Below are 19,606 nucleotides of genomic sequence, written 5' to 3'. Positions count from 1 at the left end.
GCCACGATCAAGGTGCCGCAGGAATACATCGAGCCCGAGGGCGCGCAGATCCCGCTCGCGGTCATGCGGCACCGGGCCACTGATCCCGACCAGCGCATCGGCAGTCTGATCTTCAACCCGGGCGGACCCGGGGTCGCCGCCACCGAGACACTGCGTAATCTGCCCAAGACAGCCGGCACTCCGGGCGCTTTCTCGCCCGCTGTGCTCGCCAGATTCGACATCATCGCGATGGACCCGCGCGGCGTCGGCCAGTCGCAGGCCGTTCGCTGCCTGACCGACCAGCAGCGAGCCGACGCCGCCGGTACCTCCTTCGACCCCGCGATCCCCGGGGGCAAGCCTCTGCCGCGACTGCTGGCCGATGCCGCCGCGTTCACCGACGGCTGCGCCAAGCACCAGAACAAAAAGTTCCTGGCCAGCCTGTCCACCGACAACGTGGCCCGCGACATCGACCAAGTCCGCGCCGCGCTCGGCGAGAAAAAGATCACGTACTACGGCTTGTCCTACGGCACCGTGGTCGGCCCGATGTACGCCACCCTCTTCCCTCACCGCATCCGCCAGATGGTGCTCGACGCGCCCGTCGACACCAACCAGTGGTTCGGTAACTCCCTCCCCTTCCAGAACGACGTCGCCGTGGCAAGCGAACGAACCCTCAACGCCTGGTTCAAGACCTGCCGCGCCGAAGGGGCCGCAGTGTGCCCGTTCGGGGCAGGTGACCCGGAGGCGGCGTTCGACACGCTCATGGACACGTTGGAAGCGAAGCCGCTGAAGATCGCATCCGCCAAGGGGGACGCCACTCCGAGCGGCGAACTCGACGGTGCCATGGCCCTGGAGACCACCCGAGCCCTGGCCGGCGACCAGAACACCTGGCCCTTGCTGACCTCGGCGCTGCTGGCCGCGCAGAAGGGCAACGGCGCACCCCTCTACACCCTGTGGAACAGCGTCACGGTATCCCCCTTCCCCGTCCCCACCGCGATGTTCGAAACCCACACAGCGGTACGCTGCGCCGACTGGAAGACCCCGTCCGGCATCGCCGCGCACAAGGCCGCAGCCACCAAGGCCACTACTGAGGCGAAGCGGATCGGGACCCGGGCCGCCTACTCCGCCCTCAACTGCGCTCGGTGGCCCGCGCCGAACAAGGACCGCGTCACCAAGCCGCTCACAGGTGCCGGTGCGCCACCGGCACTGGTGGTCGCAGGCCGACTGGACCCCGTCACCCCCCACCACTGGGCCGAGAACACGACCCGGACTCTGGACTCCGCGGTCCTGCTCACACGTGAGGGAGTCGGACACGGCTCCTACGGCATCAACTCGTGTGTCGACAGAGCAGTTGACGCCGCACTCCTCCACGGCACCCACCCCACCGACGGCACCGTGTGCAGAACGGATACGCCCGCGACCACCCGCCCCCTGGTCCCTGCGAAGCAGTGAGTCACAGCCGACCGTCACCCGCCCACGCATACGCACGGCACGACCTCAGAACAGCGGAATGACTTACTCACGGGGCTGACTGATGTTCAAGGCCACAAGCTAAGGGCCGGCCCGCATTTCCCGCCGGGTGCCCGACGACCTCGGCACGTTGCCGGAGCGTCCCCGTACATCCAGCATGCGGATGCTCCTTCGCCGTGCGATGCACCGCGTCTGGGCGCCACACGCTTGATCCACCGGGAATTGCGGGACAGCCCTCACGCAACCCACTTCAGGGCTGCTCCGCCTGTGCTTGATTCTGCGCCGGCTCGGTGAACTTACGCGCTGCAAAAGCGGGCGGAGAACAGGTCCCGCGTTCTCAACCACGGCGGTCTCGGCGATGTAATACGCGGTTTCTGGCGGCACAGGTCAAACAAGGCAGAAGGAAAACCCGTGCCTTGCCCTCGTCGCCACCCCGCTCACAGCACACCACCTGGCCAGCTCAGGGGGGTAAACCGCCCCCTCATCGGCGACTCCGGTTGCACCAGCGGTCCCTCCCGCTGGTGCAACCGCACGTCCAGCACACCCTTCGCTGGCGTCGACTCCAGTCTCCACACTACCGCGGTACTCCGACCCGCCCCGGTTTGATGGACCGCCCCGGCGACACGACCGGGATCCGCCGGGAGCCCGGCAAGAGAACGTTCATGGCTGCGGTCCTGTGCATCTCGCACGTCTGTCGGGACGCCCCAGGCGCGAGGCGGACGCCAGTTACGCCTCTGTCACGACGGCGGTATGGACGCGCCGTGCAAGGTCACGAAATGTCCATTCTTCAGGCCGTGCAGAACTATGCCGTAACGTCACCAGTTTCACGGCTCGAACCGGAGGTAGGAGAACCGCTGAAAAGCAAATCAGGGGCGAGGGCGTAGCGGTTACTCCGCGAGAGATGCGCGAATGCCACATTCGCTCCATCTAATCCTTGACAGGATTCAAAGAAGGGAGGGCGCAACCAATGATCCTTTTCCCTGCGCGCATTTCAATCTTTTATCGGCGATAGAACCTCTTACTCACTTCAGCTAGCACACAGGGGAGTTCTGATGCCCACGACACTCGCCCAGAAGCTGTATCTGCTTTGCTACACCGTCAAGAAAGAGAAATTCCAGCTCGACAACGTTCAGGGGCTCGGCCAGCTGCTGCGGGCCGGGGCGATGACCGAGTTGGCCCGCGAGGGCCTGCTGGACGCGACCGGGGGGGGAAGGTTCGGCGGCTCCCCGGCAATCCGCCTGAGGATTCGTTCACGGCCTCGGTCTGGTACGACCTGCCCGAGGACAAGTCCAAAGGCTGGCTGAAGTTCCCGCACAACAAGGCGCACACAGCCGAAACCCCGGTCCGCGACCAACTGCTCGCCTCCGGGGATGTCGCCATCGAACGGCAGAAGAGGCTGGGGGTCGTGTCCACCAACCGGGTCACCGTGGTGCACCCGGACCTGGTGCACGCCCTGCAGGACCGGGTGCGCGCGATCGTGCTCGACGGCGCTGGCGCCGATGACCTGACGGACGAGCTGGCGATGGCCGTCCTGGCCGTCGAGCTGGAGCTCACCTCGGTGTGGAGCAAGGAGGACCGTCGCACCCACAAGTCCGCCCTCAAGGCGCAAGCGGCACGGTTCGACGCGTTCGTCCCCGACTGCGCAAGGCGCTGCGCGACTCCTACCTCGCGAGCCGGGCCGTGGGAGGCGGCTGGAGCGCCTGAACCGCACCACGACCGTGACGAGGAATACCCGAAAGACGCTGCAACCGCAGCACGTGACCAGGAGTGATCGATGACCCGACTCGAAGGCGAGCACGCCCCCTCCCCAACTCACAACCGGGGCAACGCGAACGCACCGCCCCCCGCCCCGGGATCGCCCATGCTCGACTCCATGGGCGGCACCGCGGGCTTCGTCTACTCGACCGTCCCGGTCGTGGTGTTCGTGATCGCACTCACCTTGCTGTCGACGAAGGCAGCAGTGATCGCGGCAGTGGCAACCGGTGCGGTACTCACCGTGGCCCGGCTGGTGCGCGGGGAACGGCTCCTCGCCGCCTCGGGCAGCCTGACCGGCGTTCTGGTCGCGGCAGGAATCGTCGCGCTCACCGGCTCCGCCAAGGACTTCTTCCTGTTGGGCATCTGGGTGGCCTTCGCGGGATTCCTCGCCACCTTCGGTTCGGTTCTCTTTCGTCGCCCCCTGACCGGTGTGGCGTGGAACCTCCTGTACGGGGGCACGCACGCGTGGCGCAGGGACCGTCAGGTTCTGCGGGCACACGACATAGCCACGCTCGCAGCGGCGAGCGTCCTCGGCGCCCGGTTCGTGGTCAAGCAGTGGCTCTACGTGCACGACGCCCCCGGCTGGCTCGCCTTCGCGAAGATCGCCATGGGCACCCCCCTCACCGTGGTCGCCGCGCTGGTCGTCGCCTGGGCTTTCCGTGCAACGTCCAAACGTCTGGTGGACAGCCGACCGGTCCCGACCATCGCTCGGCACGAGGCCGAACTCCCCCCTCGTCAGGATGCGTCCAGGTAAGCGAGTAGTCACATCACCTCAGCGAGGAAGGGGCCTCATGTCGAGCAGCCACACGCAGTCGGAGATCGCGAGGGAACTCGGAGCCTTCGAGCGGACCATCGATCTCTACATGCACCGAAACCCTGTCCAGTTCTCCCTGATCGCCGAGATCGACCGCAAGGTCTGTGGCAGACGCTGGCGCGGGCACTGCAGAAGGTGCAGGCACAGCACCCGCTGCTCCGCGTCTCGGTCGACCGCCGAGCCCCCCAGGCCCGGTACCGCTGGGCAGAGGGCTCGATCAGGATCGAAACCGCCACACGCGGCCTCGCTGGGCTCTTGTTCGTGGGCTGCGCCACTTCAGACCTGTGAGGGGGAGTCAGGGTGGCCGGTGTAAGGCGAGGCCAGGTCTCGCAGGTCGTGGCACGGCCAGGGGCCGCGGACGTGGCGGGCCAGTATGCGCCGTTCGGTCTCTGCGGTATCGCATAGCTGGTGGCGATGTCGCGCCGCCCACCCTCGAGGGTGACTCCGACCTGATCTACGCCCACTACGCCATCACTACGCTCCGGCCCCCTGGTCATCAAAGCGCGGTCCAGGTCCACAGGAGTTCCCCGGTGAGCATTCGTGCGCACCACTCAGTTGGCGCGGCCGGGCTCCCCCTCTACAGTCCCCCCGAAGCGACCCACTATCCGAAGAAGCTCAGACGCACCTGCCGGTCCGCATTGTCGACGTTCGTGTCCACCAGACAGACGGACTGCCACGTCCCCAGCTCCAGCCTCCCCCCGATGACCGGCAAGGTGGCGTGCGGCGGTACCAGTGCCGGGAGCACGTGGTCGCGGCCGTGTCCCGGGCTTCCGTGGCGGTGGCGCCAGCGGTTGTCGGCGGGGAGCAGGGTCTGCAGGGCGGTGAGGAGGTCGTCGTCGCTGCCGGCGCCGGTCTCCAGGATGGCGATGCCGGCGGTGGCGTGGGGCACGAAGACGTTGAGCAGGCCGTCCCTGCCGTGAGCGTTGCGGGCCAGGAACTGCGTGCAGTCCTCCGTCAGGTCCATGACCGTTTCGGTCCGTCCCGTGGTGACGTTCAGCAGGTGTGTGGCAAAGGTGTCGGGCATGGCCCCATTCTCCCGTCACCGGTGATGGTCTCGCCCACGGGAAGATCCAGGGCACGAGTACGGTTAGTAGAAAGGTGAACAACTTCGGGGCGCGTGAGCTGGACGTGGTCGTCATCGGTGCCGGTCAGGCCGGGCTGTCCGCCGCCTATCATCTGCGCCGAGCCGGCCTGACCCCCGACAGGGACTTCGTCGTGCTGGACCGTGCGCCCAGGCCCGGGGGCGCCTGGCAGTTCCGCTGGCCCTCGCTCACGTACGGCAAGGTGCACGGGATGCACTCCCTGCCCGGCATGGAGCTGACGGACGCCGACGACAGCAGGCCCTCCTCCGAGGTGATCGGCGCGTATTTCGACGCGTACGAGCTCCGCTTCGGCCTGCGGGTGCACCGGCCGGTCGAGGTGAGCGCCGTACGCGAGGGCACGGGCAGCCGACTGCTCGTCGAGACGTCCGAGGGTGCGTACGCCACGCGCGCGTTGATCAACGCCACCGGCACCTGGGACCGTCCGTTCTGGCCACGTTATCCGGGCCAGGAGACCTTCCGGGGGCGGCAGTTGCACACCGTGAACTATCCAGGGCCGGAGGAGTTCACCGGCCTGCGGGTGGTCGTGGTCGGCGGTGGCGCCTCGGGCACCCAGCACCTGATGGAGATCGCCGAGGTCGCCGCGGAGACGTACTGGGTGACGCGGCGCCCTCCGGTGTTCCGGGAAGGGCCGTTCGGCGAGGAGGAGGGGCGGGCCGCGGTGGCAATGGTGGAGGAGCGCGTACGCAGCGGGCTCCCTCCCCGGAGTGTGGTGAGCGTGACCGGGCTGCCGCTCAACGATGCCGTGCGGCACGCACGCGAGCAGGGGGTCCTCGACCGGCTCCCCATGTTCGAGCGGATCACACCGGACGGGGTGGCCTGGTCCGACGGGCGTACGGTCGAGGCCGACGCGATCCTCTGGGCGACCGGCTTCCGGGCCGCCGTCGATCATCTGGCACCGCTGAAACTCCGCGAGCCGGGCGGCGGCATCCGCGTCGAGGACAGCCGGGCGGTGCGGGATGCACGCGTCCATCTCGTCGGCTACGGCCCGTCCGCCAGCACCATCGGCGCCAACCGGGCCGGCCGGGCGGCGGCCCGTTCGGTCACCCGGCTGCTGGATCGCACACATGCCTGAGGTGACTCAACGGGGTCGATGCCGGCGAGGGCTCCGGCCCGCCACCGGATGAGCTGAGCCCTCGTGCACCGAAGCCGGTACGGGACCCTTGCGGCGTTGGAAGAAACGCAAGGAATCCGGACTCCGCGACATCGCGGCTTCGGGACGATCGCGGAGCCTTCGCCCGGTCGGCGGCCCCATTCCACCCCATTCCAATAGAACAGCCTCGCCTGGATCCGGTTGGACACGACGCCTCGGAGCAGCGCTCCATCCACAACCGCCTCCAGGGGACTTCCTCACCCTTCGGGACAGTCACTGCCGGGGGCGCTGGCGCGGGTGATGCGGCGGCCGATCTCCCGCAGTTGCCTCTGCTGGGGCTTGGTGAGCGGGTCGAAGACCAGACGACGCACTTCCCCCACGTGGCCGGGGGCCGCAGTGAGGACCTTGCCCCATCCCTCGCCGGTGAGCGTGGCCAGGGTGTAGCGGCCGTCCGCAGGATCTGAGGCGCGGCAGACCCACCCCTCCTTCTCCAGCCGTTTGACCGTGTGGGAGAGCCGCGACAGCGACCCGTCGACGAAGTCGGCCAGGACGCTCATGCGCAGCGTGCGCTCAGGTGCGGTGGAAAGACCGGCCAGCACCTGGTATTCGAAGTGACTGATGCCCGCGTCGCGCTGCAACTGGGCGTCCAGGGCCGCCGGCAGCCGAATGACCGTGCCGGCCAGCGCCCTCCAGGTCGCCTTTTCATCATCATCCAGCCACCGAGGCTCATCTTCGCTCACGCTCTCCACCCTAACTTGAATCATCAAGCTGAAGAGCGGCCCTCCCTCGGCTCGGTCACCGGGCTACATGTCTTGACCATTCAAGTGATTGAGCCTTACCTTTCAACTTGAAAGTTCAACTCATCGGTCAGAGGGGAGCTTGATGAACGTCACCTTGTGGATCATCGCGGCTCTCCCGACCGTGGCCTTCCTTGCCGCTGGTGCCGTGAAGCGGAGTCGGCCCAGGCAGAAGCCGGCCGGCTCGGGAATGATCCGGGCCGAGTACGTCCCGGAAGGGACTGCCCAGACCATCGGCGCCCCGGAAGTCCTCGGAGCGCGGGGCGTGTTCCGTCCGCCGCGGTCGTGGCCGGGGGCCGTTTCGGTTCCTTACGCATTCTGAGCGTCAGCCGTCTCTTTGCACCCTCTTATCCCCCCTCTTGCCGCGACTGCCGGCAATTTTGATTGGACGACCTATGCCGACCCCGTCCTCGACTTCCGTCACCTCCACGTCCGCGTCCCAGCCGTCCCCTCTGAAGGTTGCCGGGCTGCTGGCGGGTGCGGTCGTGGCATCGTGCCTCGCCAACACTCTTGTGGCGGTCATCGCGCTGGCCGCCGGAGCCTCCGACAACTTCCAGCCGCTGCAGCCGGGCGCCTACATCTCGTTCACCGTCCTCGGCGTCCTGATCGGCGCCGCCGGCTGGGCCCTCGTCCGCCGCCGGCCGAACGCCTCCAGGCTCCTCAGCATCCTCGTTCCCGTCGTTGTCGTCGTCTCCTTCGTCCCTGACCTGGCGATGCTCGTCAGCGACTACACGCCTGACGCCGACGCCACCGGGGTCGTCGCCCTACTGCTCATGCACGTCGTTGTCGCGGTGATCAGCGTTCTCGTCTACCGGCGCGCCCTGCCCGTCCACTACCGCGACTGACCCCCGAGCGGCGCCGGTCGATACCGGAGGCTCCCGCCTGGGCCGTTGCGCACTCACACACGGCGGCCGGTGCCCCTCCACGCGCCCGGGACTCGCGGCTCCGCGGTACACGACGTACTGAACCGCAGAACAGCTACACCCCAAGGCGGGTTCAGCCGGGCCGAGCCGCTCCGCTCGGCCGAACCCGCCCTTCCCAACTGCGCACGCTCGCGTACCGCACCGCACCCGTCCCGAGGGACGAGCACCCCGACGGCGTCTCCACGCAGCAGGTATCGCTCGGTCTCGAAAAATTCGACCGCAAGCGCCGGGGCGCACTGACAGTGACTCCAGCAGGAGAACACACGAACACGGGATCGGATGTTCGCTCGAACGCGTGATCGTTCGAGTTTTGATTGCCCAACCACCGCCCACTGATCGATGATTACTGCACGCACACGGCGGGCTGCAGACCGCTACTGCGCATGTCCCACAGATGCACCATGCACAAGGAGAATCACCGCATGAACTTCCTGACCGACCTGCTCGCCGGCGTCGTCCACTTCGTGGGTTGGCTCGTCTGACCACCTCCGGACAACGGCGCCGCCGCTCCCCGTCCCACGGGAGCGGCGGCGCTGCCGTGCGATCGCCTTGCCTGCGTCCTGGCGAGAATGTGCGACACCCCGCGAGTTCCTCTGAGCCCCGCTGAGTCCCTGCCCTCGGCCAGGGGGTGTTCCTCATTCGTGTGCTCCGTGGTCTTGTGGCGTGAACTTCGTAATTCCTGCGGCGTTCTCACCGTGTCCGACCGATTCACAGTCGGGCCGCGCGACGAAGTCCAACCGCGCCGGCGACCACTGGATCAGCGCGAACGACTCGCCGACCTGGACGACGAGTACGACATCCTCGAATACGGCGACAGGACATCGGCACACGTCGACGCCGAGGTTCTGACCGAGGCTCATCGGCTCACTCAGCATCCGCGTGTTACACCCGAACCACGGATCCACTGAGCTGAAGCACACCGGTGGGCCCATGGGTTCGCACTGAAGAGACTTCGGTTTCCATGCGCCCAGGGGACTCTCGGGGTCCGAGGAACATCGGTGTCAGAACGTGCGCCGAGCCCATGTCGGCCCTGGTGGGTGAGCGGTGGGCCATCGACGGCAAGGCCGGCCTGAAGTCGCCCACATAGAGCGCCCTGTCATCCGGGGAAGTTCGTCCTGTCACCTGCGGTGGCGTTCTCCGCCTGCTCGCCCCTGGCGACAGCAGACGATGAAGCACACGTGGTCCGTCGGCGGGGAATGCCCGCCGTCAGTTCACCTCCGGACCGAACCGGCGCTTGTACGCCGACGGTGTGACGCCGGTCTCGCGGCGCATCAGCCTGCGCAGATTGGCAGCGGTGCCAAGCCCGCTGCGTCGCGCGACCACCTCGAAGCGCGACTCACCTCGCTCGATCAACCGGCACGCCAGAGAGAGCCGTTCCCCCGTCAGCCACGCCAGCGGCGTCGTGCCCAGTTGCGCCTGGAAGCGGCGATGCAGCGTCGCCGGACTCACCGCCGCACACGCCGCAAGGCCGGACACGGTGAGCGGCGAGTCCAACCGCTCCTGGGCCCAGGCCAGAACAGGCGCCAAGGACTCGTCCGGCAGGTCGGGCATGGGACGCTCCACGAACTGCCGCTGCCCACCGTCCCGGTGCGCCGCGAAGACCAGCCGCCGGCTCACGGAGTTGGCGACCTCCGCGCCGTAGTCGCGACGGACCACATGCAACCCGAGATCGAGCGCAGCCGCACTGCCTGCCGCAGTGAGGATGTCACCGTCATCCACGAACAGCACGTCTGATTCGAGCCGGACGGAGGGGAAGCGGGCCCGGAAGGAATCCGCCCACTGCCAGTGCGCGGTGGCCCGGCGCCCGTCGAGGACTCCGGCCTCGGCCAGTGTGAAGGCACCGCTGCAGAAGCCGACCAGGCGAGCACCGCGTGCGTGTGCCCGGCGGACAGCATCGAGCACGGCCGGACGGCGGGGCACCTCGATGTCCGGACGGTTGGGGACGATCAAAGTGTCCGCCGCATCGGCCGCTTCCAGATCGGCGACTCCCGTGAGCGTGAAGAATCCGTCTCGCATCAGGGTGCTGGGTTCGGGGGAACAGAGCCTGAAGTCGTAGAGATCACGGCCGATCTCCGGTCTGCGCAGACCGAATACCTCGGTCGCGCAGCCGAGCTCGAAGGGGTTCGAGTTCGCGTCCACGATCACGACGACCCGGTGTACGCCCGCCGTGTGAACTGCGTGCGAGGATTCTTTCGGCATGTGCCATTCCTAGCACTCACGGTGGTCAGGCGAAACGGCTCAGGATGAGCCCATGAGCAGCGAACCCATCCCTCTCAGCAAGGCCCTGGCCTCCTTCGACGCCCTGTGGAGTCCCCGTATCGTCATGCGCGTCAACGACTACGACGTCCGCATCGCCAAGGTCGAGGGCGACCACATCTGGCACGTGCACGACGACACCGACGAGTTCTTCCTGGTACTCGACGGCGAGCTGCGCATCTCCCTGCGCGAGCCCGACGGGGAGCGCACGGTCCTGCTCCCTCGGGGGGCGGTCTTCACCGTCCCCCGAGGCACGGAGCACAAGCCGTACGCTCCGTCCGGCGCCGCAATCCTCATGTTCGAGCCCACCGGGACACCGACCGTGGGCGATCGCCACGACGAGATCCCAGAACACGTCGACTCGACAACCGGACACGCACTCGGCACCTGACCCGACAGGCTTCGGGCACGCCCCTTTAACCGTTGGCGAGTGCGTTGCCGTGCCCAGAGAACTGAGACCGTGAGCACGATCGCGGGGCGTTCATAGCGGCCGGGAGGCTCAGGAACCAGCCACGTTTGTGGGCGCGGTCCAGCCGGTAGCTCGGATCCACTCGACCAGATCCAGGGTGGCCGGCTCGATCGAGCGCACCACCGCGAGGTCCGAAGGGCATTCCGCCGCCTTCGCGAACTCGCGGAACATCGCCTTGTCGAGGTCGTTGGGAAGCACGCTCAACGGGAGGACCTCGTACCGTGCCGGGAGCCCGGCGCACACGCCGAACGCAGCGGCGATCTGGGGGCCCGTCAGCTCGTCGCCGACGAGCTCGACGACTCCGCCGGGCGCCTCCGCGGTGTCGAGCAGGAGCGCGGCGGCGACCCGGCCGATGTCCCTGACCGAGACCATCTTCAGGGCGACGCCCTCCGGCAGCGGCAGCCTCAGCACGATCTCCCCCTGCTCCAGGCTCGGTGCCATCACGCTCGCGAAGTTCTCCATGAAGGCGGTCGCGCGAACCATCACGGCCCTCAGGCCGGACTTCCTCAGGTGCTCCTCGATCCGGTGCTTCGAGTCGTGGTGCGGCACACCCGACTCCCGGTCCGCCCCGAAGACCGAGTTGAACACGACGTGCGGGACGCCCGCCTCGACCGCCGCGTCGACGAGCGCGGTACCGATGCGGACCTCCGTCTCGACCTCTTCGAGGCTGTTCGCCTCCGGGGTCATGAAGTAGAACCCCTCGACCGTCGCCAGCGCGGCGGCCAGCGACGCCGGGTCGTCGGCCCGGATGGCCGCCAGCTCGACGCCGCGGGCGGCCAGCGCCTGAGCCCGGTCGGACTGCGGGTTGCGGACCAAAGCCCGCACCCGCGCCTTGTGGTCCAGCAGCGTGTCGACCACCGCCCCGCCCTGTTGCCCCGTCGCGCCGAAGACTGCGATCGTGCCGGTCGTCCGTGTGCTCATCACTGCCACCCTTCGTTAGTTCACGCCATGAACGAAATTAGTTCATGGCGTGAACCTCGTCAAGGTCCGGGTGTGGCGGGACCTCACGGTGTGATGGGTCAGTTCGAGGTGGGCGAAGAGAGGTCCGAGGTCTCCACGACGGCGGTGGCCACGCGCTCGAAGTCGCGCTGGTCGTCGGCGTCGAGGTTCCTCGCGATCTCGGGCAGACGCTTGGCGACCTCGGCGTAAATGGCCTCGGCGAGCACCTTCCCCGTGGGCGTCGCACTGAGCATGACGACCCGTCGGTCCTGCGCCGAGCTCGCCCGGCCGACCAACTCGCGCCGCGCGGTGCGATCGACCAGCTGGCTCAGTGCGTTCTTGGTCATACCCAACGACGCGGCGAGGTCAGCCATCTGCCGCGGCTCGTTCCTGACTGCGCAGAGCAGCGTGGCCTGCGAGGGGGTCAGGTCGAACTCGGCGCAGATCTGCGCGTACTTGCGTTGGATCAGAACCGAGAGCCAGAAGAGCTTGTCGCCATAGTCCACGCCGACCTCCCCGGTCCGATGACGAACGATCAGCCTACTCGTCGCGGGCCGGCAGACCCACGTCACTCACCAGGAGATGCACACCCCTGCGAGACCGGCCTGGCACTCCTGCCCCGACCACTTTGATCGACTTGCGTGTCCCTTCACCCTCAGTATCCGGCAAGGGTTGTCGACATCCTCCACTGGCCCCCGCAGCGGGCGGATCGGCACCGACGGGACGGATCAAGCTCGGATCAGATCCGGTGAGAAGAGACCAGCCCACTGAGAAACTACACATGCAGGCGCCGCCGGCACCTCAGGTGGCGGCCGGGGCGGGCCGGCTGTCGCGGCGGATCAGGGCGGCATAGCGTCCGTCCCGCGCCAGTAGTTCCTCGTGCGTGCCGCGCTCGACAGTGCGCCCGTCGTCCAGCACCACGATCTGGTCGGCGTCCCGGACGGTGGAGAGCCGGTGCGCGATGGTGAGCGTGGTGCGGCCCTTCGACAGGGCGTCGATGGCCTGCTGCACGGCGTGTTCCGTACGTGTGTCGAGGGCGCTGGTCGCCTCGTCGAGGATCAGCACGGGCGGGTCCCGGAGGATCGTGCGGGCGATCGCCAGCCGCTGCTTCTCGCCGCCTGAGAAGCGGTACCCGCGTTCGCCGACGAGGGTGTCGTAACCGTCGGGCAGTCCGGCGATGTGGTCGTGGATCTGCGCCGCGCGGGCCGCGGCCTCGATGTCCTCGTCCGTCGCGTCCGGTTTGGCGAAGCGGAGGTTCTCGGCGACCGAGGCGTGAAAGAGATAGGTCTCCTGGGAGACCACCCCGACGGCGCGGGCGAGGGTGTCGAAGTCCAGGTCGCGCACATCGACGCCGTCGATCGTGACCCGGCCCGCAGTGACGTCGTACAGCCGCGGCACCAGATAGCTGAGCGTGGACTTGCCGGATCCGGTGGGGCCGACGACGGCCAGGCTGTTCCCCGCGGGCACGGTCACGTCGATGCCGCACAGGGTCGGGCCGTTCTTCTCGTCGTAGCTGAAGGTGACGTCCTCGAAGGCGACCTCGCCGCGGATCTTCTCCAGCCGGACGGGGCTCTCGGGCTCGGTGATGTCGACGTCGAGGTCGAGGTACTCGAAGATGCGCGCGAACAGGGCGAGGGAGGTCTGCATCTGCACACCGGTGGAGAGCAGGCTCACGGCCGGCCGGAACAGGCCCTGCTGGAGCGAGACGAAGGCGACGAGAGTACCGATGGAGACGGCCGTGGCACCCGACTGGAGGGTGAGGCCCGCCGCCCAGTAGATGACCGCGGGCATGGCGGCCATCACGATCCCGATGGTCGACATCCTCCAGCGCCCCGCCATGTTGGACCGCACCTCGAGGTCGACCAGGCGCTCCGACTCCTCGGAGAACGCCTTGGTGAGGGAGTCCGAGCGCCCCATGGTCCGGCCGAGCAGGATGCCGCTGACCGAAAGCGACTCGGTGACCGTGGCCGCCATCGTGGCCATCTGCTTCTGGCGCTGGGTGGTGATTCTCTTGCGCTCCCGGCCGACCCGCCGGCTGATCCAGACGAAGACGGGCAGCAGGAGCAACGAGACGACGGTGAGCCGCCAGTCCAGCGCGAGCATGGCCACCACGGTGGCGATGACGGAGGTCAGGTTGGAGACCAGGGAGGTGGCGGTGGAGGTGACCGTCGCCTGCATGCCGCCGATGTCATTCGCGATGCGGGACTGGACCTCGCCCGTGCGCGTCCGGGTGAAGAAGGCGAGCGGCATCCGCTGCAGCTGTGTGTAGACGGCGGTGCGCAGGTCGTGCATGACGCGCTGGCCGACCGTCGTGGAGATCAGGGTCTGCAGGACTCCGAAGACGCTGTTCATCACGGCGGTGAGGATCATGCCGAGCGCGAGCAGCGTGAGCAGGCCCGTGCGCCCCTGGGGGATCGCGGTGTCCAGGATCTCGCGGAGCAGGAACGGGGAGGCGACCGACACCAGTGAGGAGGCACCCACGAGCAGCCCCACCACGGCAAGTCGGCCGCGGTAGGGACGGAAGAGCCGGAAGATGCGGCGCAGCTCGGCGGGTGGCTGCCCGGAGTCCGCGACCGGAGGCGTCCAGGTGGGTTCGTCGGGTTTCATGAGCTCCTTCGAGAGCGTGCGGCGGGTGGGATGCCCGGCCATCCGGCAGCCTAGGGCGGGTCGGGCCGTGGAGGCTGACAGGAGGGCTAGCCATTGAGAGCGTAGCTCATTGTTACCTCTATTCACAATGAACCAGGTCCTGATATTGTTCCCTCATGGACTCCCCCGATTCCGACGGCGTGCTCGCCGAGCAGCTGCTGCGGCTCACTCGCCGCCTCCAGCGCATCCAGAGCCGGCAGCTGGAACCGATCGGCATCACCCCGGCCCAGTTCCGCCTGCTGCGTACGACCGCGCACTACGACGGCGCGCCCCGGATGGCCGATCTCGCCGAGCGCCTGGAGGTCGTCCCACGCGCCGTGACCACGCTGGTCGACGGTCTGGAGGCGAGCGGCCGGGTGCGGCGCGCCCCGGATCCGGCCAATCGCCGGGTGGTCCGCATCGAAATAACGGAGGAGGGCCGGGGGGTGCTCCGTTCGATGCGCGCCGCGCGAAAGGCCGCCGCGGAGGAGATCCTGGCTCCATTGACCGCCGAGCAGCGTGAGGTGCTCGGCGGCCTGCTCACCGCTCTGGTCGACGGAATGCCGGAGCGCCGCCGCTGCTGAGGCACGCGGTGCGGCCGCCGCACCGCAGCGTCGAGGGGACCCTGACATGCCGCTGCTGGAGCCGGAGCCGGAGGCCCTGCGCCCCCGTACGCCACGCGCGCCGTCCCTCGACCGGGTGCCGGACCGGAAGGCCTCCGGGACCCCGGCGGAGCTGCGGGCCGACCTGACCTCTCTGCTCGGTCCGGAGAAGGTGCTGTGGAAGGTCTCCGACCTCGTGCGGTACGCCTCCGACGCCAGCCCCTACCGCTTCCTGCCGCAGGTCGTGCTGGTGCCCGAGGATCTCGACGACGTCTCGGCGATCCTCTCCTACGCGCACGGCAACGGCCGCGGTGTCGTCTTCCGGGCCGCCGGCACCAGCCTCAACGGCCAGGCGCAAGGAGAGGACATCCTCGTCGACGTACGCCGTCACTGGACGGGGATCGAGGTGCTGGAAGGCGGCGCCCGGGCCCGCATCCTCCCCGGGACCACCGTCATGCGGGCCAACGCCGCTCTCGCCCGGCACGGCCGGATCCTGGGCCCCGACCCCGCCAGTGCCATCGCCTGCACCATCGGCGGCGTCGTGGCGAACAACGCCTCGGGAATGACGGCGGGGACCACGAGGAACTCGTACCGTACGGTCTGCTCGCTGACCTTCGTCCTGCCGAGCGGGACGGTCGTCGACACGGGTGAGGAGGAGGCCGACGAGCTCCAGCGGCAGGCGGAGCCGCGCCTGTGCGACGAGCTGCTGGCCCTCAAGGCGGAGATCGAGGCCGATGAGCGGCTCACCGCCCGGATCCGCGCCAAGTACGAGATCAAGAACACCAACGGCTACCGCCTGGACGCGTTCCTCGACGGATCGACGCCCGTGGAGATCCTGCGGGGGCTGATGGTCGGTTCCGAGGGAACCTTCGGCTTCATCTCCGAGGTCGTCTTCGACACCCTGCCCCTCGACCGACAGGTCACCTCCGCCTTGCTGTTCTTCCGCTCGCTCACGGCGGCAGCGGCGGCGGTGCCGCGGTTCAACGAGGCCGGAGCGGCGGCCGTGGAGCTGATGGACGGCAACACCCTGCGCGCCTCGGTGCGGGTGGACGGTGTCCCGTCGGACTGGCGGGGCTCCCGCAGGGCACGACAGCACTGCTGGTGGAGTTCCGCGCCCCGGACGAGAACGCGCTGGCTGCGTGCGAGCGGGCGGCGGCCGCGGTCCTCGCGGAGCTCGACCTGGTGGCTCCGGCCGTCTCGGTCACCAACGAGTTCACCCGGGACGCCGCCACCGTCTCCGGGTACTGGAAGGCACGCAAAGCGTTCGTCACCGCGGTCGGCGGCTCCCGCCCTTCGGGCACGACGCTGATCACCGAGGACTTCGCCGTACCCCCGTCCCGGCTCTCGGAGGCCTGCGAGGCGCTGCTCGGTCTCCAGGCCGTCCACGGTTTCGACGCCGCTGTCGCAGGACACGCGGCGCACGGGAATCTGCACTTCCTGCTCGCCTTCGACGCCGCGAAGCCGTCCGACGTCGACCGGTACGCCGCGTTCATGGACGAGTTCTGCACGCTCGTCGTCGACCGTTTCGACGGATCACTGAAGGCGGAGCATGCCACCGGCCGCAACATCGCCCCCTTCCTGGAGCGGGAATGGGGCCCCACCGCGACCGAGCTCATGTGGCGCACGAAGCGGGCCATCGACCCTGACGGGGTCCTGGCCCCCCGGGTCGTCCTCGACCGGGATCCGGCGGCGCATCTGCGAGGGCTCAAGACCGTCCCCGAGGTCGAGCCGGTCGCCGACCCGTGCATCGAGTGCGGGTTCTGCGAGCCGACCTGCCCCAGTGAGGACCTCACCACCACACCCCGTCAGAGGATCGTGCTGCGCCGGGAGATGATGCGGCAGCCGGGCGGTTCCCCGGTCGAGGCAGCGCTGCTGGACGCCTACGGCTACGACGCGGTGGACACCTGCGCGGGCGATTCCACGTGCAAGCTCGCCTGTCCCGTAGGGATCGACACCGGGGCGATGATGAAGGACTTCCGCCATCACCGGCACTCCCCTCGTGAGGAGCGGGTCGCGGCCCTGACCGCGCGGCACTTCAAGACCGTCGAGTCCTCGGCGCGGGTCGCTCTCGGCGTGGCGGACGCGGTCACCCGCCATGCGGGTGACCGGCTGCTCGCGGCTGTGACCCGGCTCGCCCGCAAGGCGGTGAATCCGGATCTGATCCCGGAATGGCTGCCCGAGATCCCCGGCGCCGCCCGCCGCGCCCTGCCGCCCACCTCACGGACGGGAGCGAGCGCCGTCTACTACCCGGCCTGTGTGAACCGCATCTTCGCCGGCCCCTAGGGCACTGACGGTGCGGGGACGCTGTCGCTCGCCGAGTCCCTCGTCTCCCTGTCCGCACGGGCAGGAAAGCCCGTCTGGATCCCCGAGGACGTCGCCGGGACCTGCTGCGCCACGATCTGGCACTCCAAGGGGTACGACGCGGCCAACGCGGTCATGGCCAACCGGATCGTGGAAGCGGCCTGGGGCTGGACCGCCGGCGGCGCGGTCCCGCTGGTCGTCGACGCGTCGTCGTGCACCCTCGGCCTGGCACACGAGGTGGTTCCGTATCTCACCGAGGACAACCGGGCACTGCACCGGGAGCTGACCGTCGTCGACTCACTCGTCTGGGCCGCCGACGAACTGCTCCCCTCGCTGACCGTGTTCCGCCGCACGGGTTCCGCCGTACTGCATCCCACCTGCTCGATGGAGCATCTGGGCGATGTGGCACAGCTGCGTACGCTGGCCGAGGCGTGTGCCGAGGAGGTCGTCCTGCCGGACGACGCGGGCTGCTGCGGCTTCGCGGGCGACCGCGGCATGCTGCACAAGGAACTCACCGACTCGGCGGCCGCCAAGGAGGCGGCGGAGGTCAACTCCCGGCGGTACGACGCCTATCTGTCGGCGAACAGGACGTGCGAGATCGGGATGGACCGGGCGACGGGCCACCGCTACCACTCGGCGCTGATCGAGCTGGAGCGGGCCACCCGGCCGGTCCTCTGACAGCGGGGGTCCCGCCGGTCCCTTCCTGACTCCCCCGGCCCCGGCCCCGCGCGGCGGCCCGGCCGTTTCCCCGTGCCCTTCACCATCCGTCCGGGGCCCGCCGCAGCAAAGTCCATGGGTTACGCACGAGAGTCCACATCGCATCCCTTGCGCGACAACAGCCTCTCCCTCCAGGGTCCTTACCAAGGTCCGGGTGCCCGCGTCCTCGCGGGCTGCCGGCACCCGTACGCGCACCGTCGGATCGCCCTTTCTGGAGGCTCGATGAATGACGACGCACCACAGGATCTGGACACACAGACCACGGACGACGGCTCGATGAGCCGTCGTTCCGTGCTTCGCACCACCGCCGGGGCCGCCGGAATCGCCGGTGCGGGGCTCGGGTTCGGATCCCTCGGCAGCGGCACCGCGTCGGCGGCGGAGAACCGACCGGCCGCCACCTCCGTCCCCGCCTCCCCCGTCCGCGAGGGCGTCACCATGGCCGGCGTTCCCTTCGACCGCCGTTCCACCGTGCGGGTGGGCATCGTCGGCCTCGGCAACCGTGGCGGCAGCATGATCGATCTCTTCCTCGCCGTCACCGGGGTGCGGGTCGTCGCGCTCTGCGACCCCGTGAAGGCCAAGGTCGAACAGGCCGCCGCGAAGGTCGCGGCGGCGGGTCAGCCCACGCCCGCCGTGTACACGAACGGCGAGGACGACTACGAGAACCTCTGCAAGCGTGGTGACATCGACTTCGTCTACGTGGCGACGCCCTGGGACTTCCACTTCGAGATGGCGAAGACCGCCATGCTCAACGGAAAGCACGTCGGCGTCGAGTGTCCCGTCGCACTGCGGCTCGACCAGCTCTGGCAACTGGTCGACCTCTCCGAGCGGACCCGGCGGCACTGCGTGCAGTTGGAGAACTGCTGCTACGGCCGCAACGAGATGCGGGTGCTGCGGATGGCGCACGCCGGGCTCTTCGGCGACCTGCTGCACGGCGCGGGCGCGTACAACCACGATCTGCGCGGGCTGATGTTCGATCCCGACTACTACGAGGGCCCGTGGCGCCGGCTGTGGCACACCCGGCTGCGCGGCGATCTCTACCCCAACCACGGGTTCGGGCCCGTCGCGAACTACATGGACGTCAATCGCGGTGATCGCGCGGTGAGCATCACCAGTGTCGGCTCTCCCGCGCTCGGCCTCTCCGAGTACCGGGAGAAGCACATGCCGCCCGGTGACCCGAGCTGGAAGGAGACCTATATCGAGAGCGACCGGACGATCAGTCTCGTCCGGACCGCCAAGGGCCGGGTGATCCGCCTGGAGCACGACGTGTCGACCCCTCACCCGTACTCACGGATCAACAGCCTCGGAGGCACGAAGGGCGTCTTCGAGGACTACCCGACCCGCATCTACCTGGAACCCGATCACGGCGACGACCGGTGGGCGGACTTCTCCGCGTACGCCGACTGGGACCACTGGCTGTGGAAGGAGCACTCCGACCCGCCCGGCGGGCACGGCGGGATGGACTACATGATGGTGTTCCGGCTGATGCAGTGCATGCGCCTCGGGCTCGTCCCCGACTTCGATGTGTACGACGCGGCCACCTGGACCGCGCCGGTCCCGCTGAGCCACCTCTCCATCAAGGCCGGGGGTGCCCCGCAGCAGATCCCGGACTTCACCCGCGGCGAGTGGAAGAAGGCCCGCTCGGGCATGGACTCCCAGCAGCCCGCCGAGTAGGGCGGACCGGGCCCCGGCGCCGGGGCCCGGTCCCGCGCGCAGGAAATAATCACTTGCCTCGGACGGGGGCAGGAAGCGAACCTTGCACGGTTTGGTCC

At 68.7% G+C, this 19,606-nt stretch carries 15 protein-coding genes and 1 pseudogene; 9 read left to right on the top strand and 7 right to left on the bottom strand.

All coding sequences use genetic code 11. The features are described 5' to 3' along the window. Nucleotides 1-12 precede the first annotated feature (12 nt). The 3 genes from ABT001_RS23915 (at nt 13) to ABT001_RS23905 (ending at nt 3,955) form a co-directional block, all read left to right on the top strand. The gene (locus ABT001_RS23915; RefSeq protein ID WP_351280969.1) at nt 13-1,428 is read left to right on the top strand and encodes an alpha/beta hydrolase; all 1,416 of its coding nucleotides are present in this window, start codon (nt 13-15) and stop codon (nt 1,426-1,428) included. 1,105 nt (nt 1,429-2,533) lie between these two features. After that, entirely contained in the window at nt 2,534-3,217 is a 684-nt protein-coding gene (locus ABT001_RS23910) for a GPP34 family phosphoprotein (protein ID WP_351280966.1), read from the top strand. 3 nt (nt 3,218-3,220) lie between these two features. Then, entirely contained in the window at nt 3,221-3,955 is a 735-nt protein-coding gene (locus tag ABT001_RS23905) for a DUF3159 domain-containing protein (RefSeq protein ID WP_351280963.1), read from the top strand. 661 nt (nt 3,956-4,616) lie between these two features. Here ABT001_RS23905 and ABT001_RS23900 read toward each other — a convergent pair. Next, a complete protein-coding gene (locus ABT001_RS23900; protein ID WP_351280960.1) occupies nt 4,617-5,039 on the bottom strand; it encodes a secondary thiamine-phosphate synthase enzyme YjbQ in 423 nt (140 codons plus the stop codon). A 74-nt stretch (nt 5,040-5,113) separates the two neighbouring features. Here ABT001_RS23900 and ABT001_RS23895 point away from each other — a divergent pair, with 74 nt between their 5' ends. Then, a complete protein-coding gene (locus tag ABT001_RS23895) occupies nt 5,114-6,190 on the top strand; it encodes an FAD-dependent oxidoreductase (protein ID WP_351280957.1) in 1,077 nt (358 codons plus the stop codon). A 275-nt stretch (nt 6,191-6,465) separates the two neighbouring features. On the opposite strand, the gene ABT001_RS23890 is transcribed toward ABT001_RS23895, so the two are convergent. Further along, entirely contained in the window at nt 6,466-6,948 is a 483-nt protein-coding gene (locus tag ABT001_RS23890; protein WP_351280955.1) for a MarR family winged helix-turn-helix transcriptional regulator, read from the bottom strand. A 452-nt stretch (nt 6,949-7,400) separates the two neighbouring features. Here ABT001_RS23890 and ABT001_RS23885 point away from each other — a divergent pair, with 452 nt between their 5' ends. After that, nucleotides 7,401-7,850 carry a DUF6069 family protein gene (locus ABT001_RS23885; RefSeq protein ID WP_351280952.1) on the top strand — a complete coding sequence of 150 codons (450 nt, stop codon included), beginning with the start codon at nt 7,401-7,403 and terminating at the stop codon, nt 7,848-7,850. Between the two features lie 713 nt (nt 7,851-8,563). Here the strand turns inward: ABT001_RS23885 and ABT001_RS23880 are convergent. Next, nucleotides 8,564-8,788, bottom strand: coding sequence for a hypothetical protein (locus tag ABT001_RS23880; protein WP_351280950.1), 225 nt, complete (start codon nt 8,786-8,788; stop codon nt 8,564-8,566). Between the two features lie 346 nt (nt 8,789-9,134). After that, nucleotides 9,135-10,127 (bottom strand): GlxA family transcriptional regulator, encoded by a 993-nt coding sequence (locus ABT001_RS23875; RefSeq protein ID WP_351280947.1) that lies wholly within the window; start codon nt 10,125-10,127, stop codon nt 9,135-9,137. A 52-nt stretch (nt 10,128-10,179) separates the two neighbouring features. On the opposite strand from ABT001_RS23875, the gene ABT001_RS23870 reads away from it, so the two are divergent. Beyond that, a complete protein-coding gene (locus ABT001_RS23870; protein WP_351280944.1) occupies nt 10,180-10,575 on the top strand; it encodes a cupin domain-containing protein in 396 nt (131 codons plus the stop codon). A 108-nt stretch (nt 10,576-10,683) separates the two neighbouring features. Here the strand turns inward: ABT001_RS23870 and ABT001_RS23865 are convergent, their stop codons facing one another. The 3 genes from ABT001_RS23865 to ABT001_RS23855 all read right to left on the bottom strand — a co-directional run bounded on the left by ABT001_RS23865 (nt 10,684) and on the right by ABT001_RS23855 (nt 14,199). Then, a complete protein-coding gene (locus tag ABT001_RS23865; protein ID WP_351280942.1) occupies nt 10,684-11,574 on the bottom strand; it encodes an NmrA/HSCARG family protein in 891 nt (296 codons plus the stop codon). Nucleotides 11,575-11,672: 98 nt separating this feature from the next. After that, nucleotides 11,673-12,098, bottom strand: coding sequence for a MarR family winged helix-turn-helix transcriptional regulator (locus ABT001_RS23860; protein WP_351280939.1), 426 nt, complete (start codon nt 12,096-12,098; stop codon nt 11,673-11,675). 295 nt (nt 12,099-12,393) lie between these two features. After that, nucleotides 12,394-14,199: an ABC transporter ATP-binding protein gene (locus tag ABT001_RS23855; protein ID WP_351280936.1), complete on the bottom strand. Its 1,806-nt coding sequence runs from the start codon at nt 14,197-14,199 to the stop codon at nt 12,394-12,396. Nucleotides 14,200-14,354: 155 nt separating this feature from the next. Between ABT001_RS23855 and ABT001_RS23850 the strand changes: the two genes are divergently transcribed. The 3 genes and pseudogenes from ABT001_RS23850 (at nt 14,355) to ABT001_RS23840 (ending at nt 19,508) form a co-directional block, all read left to right on the top strand. Further along, entirely contained in the window at nt 14,355-14,801 is a 447-nt protein-coding gene (locus tag ABT001_RS23850) for a MarR family winged helix-turn-helix transcriptional regulator (RefSeq protein WP_351280933.1), read from the top strand. A 46-nt stretch (nt 14,802-14,847) separates the two neighbouring features. Next, a pseudogene (locus tag ABT001_RS23845) lies at nt 14,848-17,798 on the top strand (FAD-binding and (Fe-S)-binding domain-containing protein). Between the two features lie 261 nt (nt 17,799-18,059). After that, nucleotides 18,060-19,508, top strand: coding sequence for a Gfo/Idh/MocA family protein (locus ABT001_RS23840; protein WP_351280930.1), 1,449 nt, complete (start codon nt 18,060-18,062; stop codon nt 19,506-19,508). Nucleotides 19,509-19,606: the final 98 nt, after the last annotated feature.

It is taken from the genome of Streptomyces sp. NPDC002793 (assembly GCF_040295485.1).
GTDB lineage: Bacteria > Actinomycetota > Actinomycetes > Streptomycetales > Streptomycetaceae > Streptomyces.
Note: the sequence above shows the minus strand (reverse complement) of the source record. Positions and strands in the feature narration are given on the sequence as shown.